This window comes from Nocardiopsis lucentensis DSM 44048 (assembly GCF_000341125.1).
Lineage (GTDB): Bacteria > Actinomycetota > Actinomycetes > Streptosporangiales > Streptosporangiaceae > Nocardiopsis > Nocardiopsis lucentensis.
On record NZ_ANBC01000656.1, the window covers coordinates 1 to 12,072 of the forward strand.

A 12,072-nucleotide genomic window follows, 5' to 3' on the forward strand; every position below is an offset into this window, starting at 1 on the left:
CCCGCCGACCGACGGGCCGCGATCGACGGATACGCCCACCACACCAGTACCCCCTACGACCGCATCCTGCGGGCCCCGGACGACCAGAGCCGACAGCGGATCCTGGAGGAGCTGTACTCGAACAGCGGCCAGGGGTTCGTCCTGTACGAGCTGACGGGTCCGGATATGCGCAGGCCGACGGTGGCCGACATCCAGAGCGCCTTCGACCGGCGCCACGAGCTCACGAACACGCAGCAGGTCCTCGTCCGCGACATCACGGGTTTCGCCCCCACCGAGCGGGAGAGGCGACTCGCCTACTGGTTGCACCAGGCAGGAGCCGCCGGACGGTTGAGCGACTCCTTCGGCCGCTTCCCCACGGTCGGCGACATCCTCGACCGCGCCCGCCTCATGGATGAGGCGGTCCGCGGCAACCGGCTGCCCGAGCCCCTGACCGTTCACCAGGGCCTGCGCGACATCTCCTTCATGACCGGGTACGATCCGAACGACCTCGACAGGCTCGTGGGTTCGATCCGCAACGATCCGACCTTCCTGTCGACCTCCCTGGGCACGGGGGTCGAGACGCCCGGCTGGCCCCGCCACCCGTTCCAGCTCCACCTGACCCTTCCCAGCGGAACGCACGGCCTCTGGCTGGGCGGCCACACCGGCGCCCCGGGCAACACCCGCACGCTGCTCCTACCGCGCGACACCCGATACCGGATCACGGGCGTCCGGACCGAGGGCACCGGGAGCGACAGGATCGTCCACCTCGACGCCACCGTCCTTCCGCCCGAGCCGGACAGTGGTGGTGACCAGTCCTCGCCTTCCACCGACGTCGACGGTCTCCCGGGATTCGTCGGCGAGGGCGGCTCTGCCCGCACCGACAGCGACGAGGTGTCGGCCGCGGACCCGGCCCCCGACGACCAGGACGGGATGTCCGACTCGGACTTCACGGCCGACAGCCCCGCCCCAGCCCAAAGCCCAGTTCAGGACCCTGCCCAGTCCCCAGTCACGGACGGTTCATACTGGGCGCAACCCTCCCCCACCGAGCTCGACGCCGACCACGACTCCGACGCATCCCACCTGAACTCCACGGCCGACAACCCCGCCCCAACCCAAAGCCCACGGTCGGACGACATGGGCTGGGCGCCAGACATCGCGTCCGACTCCGAGTCCGGAGCCGGAACGCAGGCCGGGCCCAGCAGCGGTGACCATCGCCCGGGCACCATCGGCGCAGACGGCGTCCGACGCTTCGACAGCGACGGGGACGGACAGGCCTACGGCGCGACGTACCTCGACGACCCCGACCGCAACCCCCACGCGTTCGAGATGCTGCCGCAGGACCAGCAGGGGGCGATCGACGGGTACGTCATCCGCGACAGGGCCCCCTACGACCGGATCCTGCGGGCCCCCAACGACCAGGCCCGACAGCAGGTCCTGCAGGAGCTGATGTCGGACCGCGGCGTCGGCATCCCCCTGTACGAGCTGGCGAGACCGCACCTGCGTCCACCGACGATGGCCGACATCGTCGACGCCTACGACCGGCGCAACGAACTCACAGACGCGCAACGGATCATCGTCCACAACATCCTCACCGCCGGCGACCCCGCCGCGGCACTGACCCGTTGGAGGGGTCAGGCGGGATACGCCGGACAGTTGATCGACGCGTTCGGTCGCGTCCCCACGCTCCAGGACATCACCCACGGCTTCGACCTCATCGACCAAGCGATCGACGACAACCCCCTGCCCGAACCCCTGCTCGTCCACCCGAACCTGCACGGCCGGTCCTTCCTTGCCGAGTACGACCCGGATGATCCGAGCCAGCTCGTCGGGACGGTCCAGACCGATCCCGCCTACCTGTTGACCTCTCTGGGCGCGGAAGTCGAGGCGCCAGGTGCGGGGCACACGCCCTTCCGACTCCATCTGACCCTGCCCGACGGAACGCACGGCCTGTGGCTGGGCGGCCACACCGGCACCCCGGGCAACACCCGCACGTTGCTCCTACCGCGCAACACCCGGTACCAGATCACGGGCGTCAGAACCGAGCCCAGCGCAACCCCAGCCGTCGGAGGCAGGACCAGCATCGTCCACATCGACGCCGAGGTCCTCCCGCCCGCACCGGGTAACGATGGCGACCAGCCCGCACCTCCCTTCGACGGGCCCCACGACAGCGGCCCGAACGACGGCCAGGGCAGCGGTCAGAGCGACGGTCGTGGTCACACCTCCACCAGCGGGCACGGACGTGGCCCCGCAGCCGGTTCCGGGCGCGGTGCCGGTGGCGGTTCACGCGGGGACACGACCCAGGTCCACGTGCAGCGGGGTAGCACGACCGGTGACGGCGGCCAGGCCCGGGCGTCGGCCAACATGTGGACGCCTCCCCCCACCTGGGGCGAGGGAGTCCGGCCCCAGGGCATGCGCGACGGCCGCGCCCTGGACGGCCCCGCGGACGTGGCGGAGGTCCTGCCGCCGACCGCCCTGTCCGACGAGCAGGCGTCGGTCGTCGGCGACTTCACCTCACCCGGCGGGGACACCGCCGTCAACGACGCCCTGCGCGGCGGAACCGGCCCCGAGGGCGCGCGTACCACCGTGGAGACGCTCGACGGGCTGATCGACCAGTCGCGGGTCTTCGAACCGGTTCTGTTGAACCACCGTACGGATTCGGCGTTCGTCGAACGGTTGGGGGCGTCCCTGTCCGATCCGGAGTCGATGCGCGGTCTGATCGGGCGGACCTTCACCGAGCCGGGGTACGTCGCCACCACCGCCACCACCCCGCCCCTGGACCACCGCAACCCCGTCGACGTGGTCATCCGGGTGCCCGAGGGCTACCCAGCGCTCAAAACCGCGGGCTCCTCGGGTCCCCGGCCCGGGGAAGGTCCGGACGTGGTGCTGCGGCGCGGGGCGACCTTCGTCGTGCACGACGTGCGCCCGGCGGGCGACGAGCTCTACGACAACGACCACTGGACGGTCGAGGTCGAGGTCGTCCCGGACGGATGGACACCCCCCGCCGACTGGCGCTCCGCCCCGCACGGTGACGCCTCCGCAGGACGCCGCGTGCCCGGTATCGATGACGGTCCCAGGATCGGAACGGGGCAGAGTGCACCTCCACTGCCCCAGGCACGTGACAACGACGACTGGCCGCTCGGCGACACCGACGATGCCCCGAGCGACACGTTCACCGACCGCACGACCGCCTCCCCGGACGGGCCGCTGGACGTGTTCGGCCTCATGAAGCCGCCGTTCACGCTACCGGAGCTGGACCCCAAACGGCTCATGGACCCCAACGGGCTCCTCGACCTTCCCTTCACCGACCTCACACGCGAACACGGCAACCCGCGAGCGGGCGACCTCACCGTCATGCCGGCCTTCACCCCCCAGACCCAGATGGGGGACACTGACAGCGACTCCGATTCCGACGGCGATTCCGGAAGTGAGCCTTCCTCGCCCCGCCCCCTTCTGTGGGTTTCGGACAGTGACGCCGATTCCGACGATGGGCGAAGCGTCGGCCAGGAGTCCGACGAGGACGCCGGAACCGAACCCCCCTCACCCCGCCCCCTTCTGTGGGGCTCCGACAGCGACGCCTACTCCGAAACCGACGCCGAAGACCGGCTCGCCCCGGACACCGCCCAGAGCCCGACACCGTCTTCGGACGAGAACGAGGGGGTGGATCGGACACAGGAACTCCCGTCCGGCTCCGAGGCGGTCCCAGGAACCGATACCCAGGTCCGATCCATCGACGTCGGCAACCTTCCGGGCACGGTGGGCCCGGACGGCGTCCGACGCTTCGGAACCGACCAAGAAGGAGAGGACTACGGCGAGGGGTATCTCGACGACCCGGGCAGGAATCCCCACGCGTTCGAGAACCTGCCCTCTGAGCGACAGGAAGCGGTCTATGCGTACAGCGTCCAGGGCGACCCCTACAACCGGATCCTGCGAGCCCCGGACCACCAGAGCCGACAGCGGATCCTGGACCACTACCTCGTGGAAGCCGGCCCGGGCTTCTCCCTGTACGAGCTGACGGGACCGGAGATGCGCCCGCCGACTCTGGAGGACGTCGGGCACGCCCACACCTCGCCTGACGATTTGACCGACCAGCAGCGGGCCATCGTCGGCGACATCATGACCTCCAGGGACCCCGATCGAACACTCACCTACTGGACGGGCCAGGCGGGATTCGCCGGACGGTTGAGCGATTCGTTCGGTCGCTTCCCCACCGTGGAGGACATCCTCGCCCGTATCGGGATCATCGACCAGGTGATCGGCGACAACCCGCTGCCCGAACCGCTGGCCACGCTCAGGGGCCTCAAATCGATCTCCTTCATGAACGGGTACAACCGGGACAACCTGCACGACCTGGTCGGGACGGTCCAGACCGAACCCGGCTACCTGTCCACCTCCCTGGGCGCGACAGTCCAGGCGCCCGGCTTGGAACACACGCCGTACCATCTCCACCTGCCCCTGCCCCACGGAACGCGCGGCTTCTGGTTGGGAAGCCACAGCGCCTTCCCGGACCAGCGCGAACTGCTCCTCCCCCGTGGTATCCAATACGTGATCACGGGGGTTCGCTCCGGGGGCGAAGGAGATGACAGGTTCCTCCACATCGACGCCGAAGTCCTGCTGCCCGCCCCGCCCCATACCGATGGCGACCAGGACGATGGTCAGGGCGACGAGCGCGGTGACACCTCTACCGGAGACCGTGGGCGCGGCCCCGGTGATGCTTCGCCGAGGGATACGGGGCAGGACACACCGGCACCCGAATCTCGCGACAACGACGACGTCGGCCGGCCGCTCGGAGACAGGGACGGCTCCGAGAACGGCACGACCACCCCCGAGGACACGGCCGCGCCCCTGGACGGACCACGGGACGTGCTCGACCTCATCGAGCCGCCGTCCCAGGACCCGAAACAGATCTTCGACCCCAACGGACTACTCGACCCGCCCTTCCCGGGCCCTGTCCTGACGACGAACGCCGGGTCCGAGGGACCGACGGCACCGACCACAGCGAACGACCTCACCGTCGCGTCGGCCTTCGTTCCCCAAGTCCAAGTGTCAGGCCCCGACGGCGGCACCGGTTCCGGTCCCGACGCGAGCTCCGCCGACGTCAACAACCTCCCGGGCACTGTGGGCCCGGACGGCGTCCGGCGCTTCGCCACTGACCAGGAAGGGGAGAGCTACGGCGAGAACTTCCTCGACGCCGCCGGCACAGTCCGTCACACGTTCCTGTCCCTGCCCGAGGAGACGCAGGACGCGGTCTACGGCTACACCTTTCCCGACAGCGACCCCTACAACCGGATCCTGCGGGCCCCGAACCACCAGAGCCGCGAGGAGATCCTGGAGGAATTGGGCTCGAGGGGAAGAAGGGGCCCGGGTTTCGTCCTGTACGAGATGACGGGGCCGGACATGCGCCCGCCGACGATGCGGGACATCGAACACGCCCACCATCGGCGCGACGACCTGACGGAGGACCAGCAAGCCCTCGTCAACGACATCATGGGCTCCGCCGCCCCTTCGGAGCGCCTCGACTACTGGATGCGGCATTCGGGTTACGCCGGGCGGTTGAGTGATTCCTTCGGCCATTGGCCCACCGTCGGCGACATCCTCCACCGCATCGGCCGCATCGATGAGGCGATCGGCCGCAGCCCCCTGCCCGAGCCCCTGCTCGCGCACCGGGGCCTGTTCAGGATCGACTTCATGAACGGGTTCACGGCGAGCAGCCCTGAGAACCCGGACTACCTGGACAACCTGAGGAACCTCATCGGAACGGTCCAGACCGAACCCGGCTACCTGTCGACCACCCTGGGTGCGGCAGCCCAACTGCCCGGCTGGCGGCCCATGCCGTTCGAGGTCCACCTGATCCTGCCCGACGGAACGCACGGCTTCTGGCTGGGAGGTCACAGCGCCGCCCCGGAACAGCGGGAACTGCTGCTGCCGCGTGACACCCAGTACATGATCAGGGACGTCACCAGGCGCGCTGACGGGACGATCCACTTCGACGCGGACGTCATCGTTCCCGTCGCCGGAGGTGCCCCGGGCGGCATGACCGGCCCGAGGCCGCTGTCCGCCTTCACCTCGCTCCCCGGCACCGTCGGTGATGACGGGGTCCGGCGGTTCGCCTCAGCCGAGGAGGGGGCGAGATACGGCGACGAGTTGCTCGACGACCCCCGACGGAACCCAGGCGGCTTCCAGGACCTGACGATCGAGCAGCAGGGCGCGGTCCGACAGCTCCTGAAGGAACCACGCCCCTACAACGAGATGTCGTCGGCCTCGAACCGCGAGGCGAAGCTGGACCTTCTACGGGACTGGTTCGCGGACCGCGGTGAGGGGTGGCCCCTGTACGAGATGACCATGGCCGGGGACGAGTGGATCCCCCCGACGTACTTCGACATCGACGACGCCGCACAGTCGGACCTGCCTCCGGCCCAGCGCGCCATGGTCGACGACATCCTGAGTTCCCCCGACCCCGACGCGCGGATCGCCGAGTTGCTGGGCAAGGCGGGATTCGCCGGGCACCTGGTCGATGCGTTCGGCCACTTCCCGAGCGTCGAGGAGTTCGACCACCAGATCGGCCTCATCGACCAGGCTCTCAACGACACGCACCTGCCCGAGTCCATCCTCGTACACCCGGATCTGGACAGTACCGACTTCCTGCGCGGGTTCGACCCGGGCAACCCGCAGGCGTTCGTGGGGACGGTCCAGACAGCCCCCGGCTACCTGTTCACCATGCTCGGAGCGCACACCCCACCCGGATCGGACCCGGCGCCGTTCCGCCTCCACCTCACGCTGCCCGCCGGAGCAAGGGGGCTCTGGGTCGAGGGTGAGGGCGGTGACCCGGACCAACAGAAGCTGCTGCTCCCGCGCGACAGCCAGTTCACCATCATGAGGGTGACGAAGGAGGACGACGGAACGACCCACATCGACGCGGTCGTCCTCGTTCCCGCCGTTGCCCCCGGCTCGGACAACGCAAGCGGCCCGGATCCTGCGACGGTCACGGACGTGACGGCAGGACCGGCCCTCCTATCGGCCCCGGAGTCGCCCGACCCCCGCGTCCACGACCTCGAAGCCAGGACCCGCGCGGTCCGCGCGGAGGCCGACCGGGCCGCGGACAACGCCCGCGACCTCAACACCGCACTGGAGATCCTGGACAGGGCGGCCACCACCGCACGCGCCGAGGCCGATCAAGCCGCCAGCAGCACCGACCACCCCGACGAGACCACCCGACACCTCGAGCAACGCGCCCGCGACGTCGAACAGCGAATCGACGACATGCGGCACGCGGCCCAATCCGCCCAAACCCGCGCCGAACAGCTCCATACCGTCGCCGACGCCCTCCACAGCGCCGCCGAGACCGGCACCGACGCTCAAGCCGCCCACGCCGACCAGCTCTACCAACAGATCCACCACCTCCTCCCCCCACCCGACACCACCACCCACGCCTACCCCGTCTTCCCCGGCACCCCCGACACGTACGCGATGCCGGACATGGACTGGAGGGCGGACAGTCGGCCCGAGGTCCCCGCCGACACCGGCACCGTCGACCCCAACGCCCTGACGATCGTGCGCGAGTTCGACCCCGGCGGGCTCCCGGGCACCCTCGGACCGGACGGAGTCCGGCGCTTCACCACGGACGAGGCCGGAGAGAGGTACGGGGAGCGGTTCCTCAGCGATCCGCACAGGAACCAGTACGCCTACCAGAACCTGGCTGACGAGCACCAACGCGCGGTCTACGGATACACGTGGCCCAGCAGCAAGCCGTACAACGGGATGCTGCGCGCCGGGAACGATGCCGAGAGAGCCGAGCTCCTGAACGCTCTGCTTGCGGATCCGCGCCACGCCGAGCCGCTGATCGACTCCTACGGCCACTTCCCCAGCATCGAGGAGATCTACCGTCGAATCGGACTCGTCGATCACGTGATCGACAACAGTCCGGTGCCTGAGCCGCTCCTCGTCCACCGGGGTCTGAGCACCATCCACTTCATGCACGGGGTCGACCGGCACAACCTGCAGGCGCTCGTGGGGACGATCCAGACGGAACCCGGCTACCTGTCGACCTCCCTGGGCGCGGGAGCAGACATGCCCGGCTGGCCCCCCGTGCCCGTCCAACTCCATCTCACACTGCCGGCCGGAGCGAAGGCGTTCTGGCTGGGCAGGCACAGCGCCGTCCCGGACCAGCGGGAACTGCTGCTGCCGCGCAACACCCGGTACCAGATCACCAAGGTCACCATGGACGACGAAGGGACGCTCCACATCGACGCGGACGTCCTCGTTCCCGCCGCGCACGGCGCCCCCGACGGCACCGACCTGACCGTCCTGCGGGTCAGTCTTCCAGAGCCCGGGCAGGACACCGGCTGGCCCCTCGGCGACGTGGACGACACGGGCGACGGCGCGACGTCGCACCCCGACGGCCCCACACCGCCACGTGACGTGCTCGGGACAGGGATCGATCCCAAGCCGCTGTTCCCGTTCCTCGGTCTGGACCCCAAGGCGCCCCACGACCCAAACGGACTCCTCGACCGGCCCTTCCCCGAGTTCATCTCGACGGCGTCGACCGAGACGCCCGGGGCGCCCGCCCCCGCCCAGGAGAACACCCGGGCCCTGGACGGTCAGGACACCGAGGACCAGGACGGCGGCCGCAACGGCGCCACCTGGCCGTCACCCGTGCCCTGGGGCGGTGGAGACCAGCCCCAGGGCATGCGTGACGGCCAGGCCCTCGACGGACCCGCCCACGGCACCATGTACCTGGCGCTGCGCATGCCGCCGCCCGCCATGACCCCACGGGAGACCTCGGTCGTCCGAGACTTCACCGGAAACGGCGGCGGCATCGCCGTCAACGACGCGCTGCGCCACGGCAGCGGGCCCGAAGGCGCCCCAGAGCGCATACGCGAGGCCGTGGACATCCTCGACACCCTGATCGACCACTCCGCCGCACCCGACCCACTGATACTGCACCAGCGCGCGGACACCGCCTTCACCGACCTCCTGGGCGCCTCCCCCACGGACCCCGACTCCATGCGCGACCTGATCGGGCGGACCTACACCGACCCCGGATTCACCTCCACCACCACCGGCGAACCGTCACTCGACTTCCGCGACCCGGTCGACATCCTCATCAGAGTCCCCCAGGGCTACCCCGCCCTCAACACCTCAGACCTCGCCGGCCTGCGGCCCGGTGACGGACCCGACGTGGTCCTTCGGCGCGGGTCCACCTTCGTCGTCCACGACGTGAGGCCAATCCGCGACGAGCTGTACGACAACGACCACTGGGTGGTCGAGGCCGAGGTCGTGCCGGACGGATGGACACCTCCCGCCGACTGGCGTTCCGACCCCCGCGACGGGGAGGGAGGGCTCCCGCCCGCGTCCGACCCCGCACCCATCACGGAGACCCGCGGTGGAGACCAGAACCCGCCCGCCGCTCAGCCGCGTCCCGACACGGCCAACGACCTCATCGTCAACTCGGCCTTCACCCCAGATCCCCACACATGGGTCACGGACTCCGACAGCAACGCGATCCGACCCGTCCCAGGAGCCCCGGCGCCCCCGGATCCGAACAGGACTCCGGTACTGGACCTGATGCCGGAGCCGGGCCCCAGGCTGGACCAGGGCGGGATGCCCGACCTGGACTGGATGCTGGACGCTCACCCGGCGGACGCGGATCACGGCATGGACCGGGCGGTGGACCCCCCGCCCGGGGCCTCTCCCGACGCGCTCCCGGGCACCGTCCACAACGACGGCGTCCGGCGCTTCACGACGAACGAGGAAGGGGACAGGTACGGCAACGAGTTCCTCGACGACCCGCAGAGGAACCCCCACTCGTTCCGGAACCTCACGGACGAGCAGAGGTTCGCGGTGGTCGGTTACACCAGGGTCAGCTGGCCGTACAACGACATACTCCGAGCCGGGGACGATGACGCCAGAAGGAGGGTGCTGGCGGACTGGACCCGGGGCGACGTCTCCGGCTGGCCCCTGGACGAGCTGACCGGACCACTGCTGAGCCCTCCCACCCTGAACGACGTCGTCCACGCCGCCGGGCGCGAGGACCTGAACGCGCACCAGTGGGCCGTGGTCCACGACATCGTGAACTCGCCCGATCCCGGAGCACGGCTCGCGGAGCTGTGGGGCCGCGACGCGGCGCACGCCGAGGCTCTGATCAGCGCGGTCGGGCGGTTCTCCCGCATCGAGGACGTCGAACTCCGGATCGGCCTCATCGACCAGGCGCTCGAACGGAGCGTCCTTCCCGAGCCCGTCCTCACGCACCGGGGTCTGGAGAGCATCGGCTTCCTGGACGGGTTCGATCCGGACAACCTGGAGGCGCTCATCGGGACGATCCAGACAGAGCTCGGCTACATGTCGACCTCCCTGGGCGCGGAAGCGGCTCCGCCCAGCTCCGGTCACGCACGGATCCACCTCCACCTCACCCTGCCCGCCGGAGCCAGGGGGCTCTGGCTGGGCGGGAACAGCTCCGTCCCCGCCCAGCGGGAACTGCTCCTGCCGCGTGGCACGCGGTACGTGATCACAGGTGTGACGAGAAGCGCCGACGGGACGATCCACATCGACGCGGGGGTCCTCGTACCCACCGACGGCCGCGCCCCGCAGGGCACGATCGATCCGAGCATGCTGGCATGGCCACGAACGTGACGGCGGGGCCGGCCGACCAGAGTGAACGGGAACCGGCGCGCAAAGCCCGGTACGAGACCGCGCGGGGGCGCCTTCCCGCGCGAACCGGATGGGAGACACCACACATGGCCGACACGGCACGAAGCGGCAGGGGCCGCTACCGGACCTCGACGTCGTCACCCGTCCGCTACCGCCCCATCACCCTGGGGGGACGGGTGATCGCCTACCTGTGGGCCGCCACGGAGGAGGACGCGGCGAGCTGCGTCATGGTGCTGGCCGCCGCCGAACCGATCGTCCGGCTCGGGGTCGCGTCGCAATGGTCGAAACGCCTACAGGAAGCCGGCGACCAGGGCATGACCGCGACACAGGCACTCGAACACTGGAGCGGCTCTCCCGAGGACCCCGTCGCGGGGTCGCTCGGCGGACCCGCACGGGAGGCGGCGAACCTCGACGAACTGTACGAGCTCGCCAACCCCGGTCACGAGAGCGCTCCCCCGCCGGTCCGCGACCGCCCCGAGGAGCCGGGACGGGGCCGCGCACCGGACTGGGGCCCGCTGTCACCCTTCACCCTGGACGTGCGCTCCTACCACCCCACGACCGAGTCAGCGGTGCGGTACCTGCCGGTCCGCGACGACGAGCAGGTGGTGGGGTACCTGTGGGCCGCTGAGACGGACGACGCGGCGTCCTTCATCGCGACGACGGCTTCGGGCCGGGCGGGTTCGGTGGCCAAGTCCCACTGGATCCGGTGGATGGTCGAACGCAGGAATGAGGAGCTGAGCCCGCTGGAGGCCCTGCGCCGGGCCGCCCGGGAACCCGAGACCCCCTACGGCGGCCGGGTCCCCCCGGACACCCCCGAGGCGACCGCCCCCAGTCTGCGGGCCCTGGAGGAGATCGCCTGGGCCTGACGCGGACACGGCCCCACCACGGATCACGAGCGAGGACGAGAGAGCGACCCCCGATGAACCAGCAGCGCCCGACACCCGGTCGCGCCACACCCACCACCCGACCGGTCCGAGTCGCGCTGGCCGCGCTGCTCGCGTTCGGTCTGGCCCCCTCCCCGGCCCTGGCCTCGACGGACGAGCCCGCGGCGCTGCCCCAGATCACCCAGTTCAAGGGGGCCGACGACGCGTGCGCCGCGCCCGGCGCGGACGTGGTCGCGCGGGTGCCCTGGACCTCGCAGGCCCTCGGGCTGACCCGCGCCCACGAGCTGAGCCGGGGGCGCGGGACGTCCGTCGCCGTTCTGGCCACCGGCGTGGACGGCGGGGTGCCCGCCCTCGCGGGCGCGGTCGAGGGCGCCGACGCAGGAGACTGCCTGGGGTACGGCACCTTCCTGGCCGGGATCGTCGCGGCGCGCCCCCTCCCGGACAGCGGCCTGGTCGGGGTGGCTCCGGAGTCGGTGGTGGTCGAGGTCCCGACCGGGGACGCCGACACCGGCCTCGCCTCCCCCGCCGACATCGCCGCCGGTATCACCGAGGCCGTCGGCGCGGG

Annotated in this window: 2 protein-coding genes and 1 pseudogene; all 3 read left to right on the forward strand. The window is 70.6% G+C overall.

The annotated features are described in order from the left end of the window. Positions 1-165: 165 nt before the first annotated feature. The gene (locus tag D471_RS35715) at positions 166-10,605 is read left to right on the forward strand and encodes an ADP-ribosyltransferase (RefSeq protein ID WP_206538968.1); all 10,440 of its coding nucleotides are present in this window, start codon (positions 166-168) and stop codon (positions 10,603-10,605) included. A 104-nt stretch (positions 10,606-10,709) separates the two neighbouring features. Next, a complete protein-coding gene (locus tag D471_RS37805) occupies positions 10,710-11,489 on the forward strand; it encodes a hypothetical protein (RefSeq protein WP_152486409.1) in 780 nt (259 codons plus the stop codon). A 53-nt stretch (positions 11,490-11,542) separates the two neighbouring features. Further along, a pseudogene (locus D471_RS0123125) lies at positions 11,543-12,072 on the forward strand (S8 family serine peptidase); the annotation flags it as partial.

Excerpts from the sequence above, each read along its gene's own strand:
- D471_RS35715 (WP_206538968.1), top strand. The coding sequence starts at position 166 with ATGCGCAGGCCGACGGTGGCCGACATCCAGAGCGCCTTCGACCGGCGC.
- D471_RS37805 (WP_152486409.1), top strand. The coding sequence starts at position 10,710 with ATGGCCGACACGGCACGAAGCGGCAGGGGCCGCTACCGGACCTCGACG.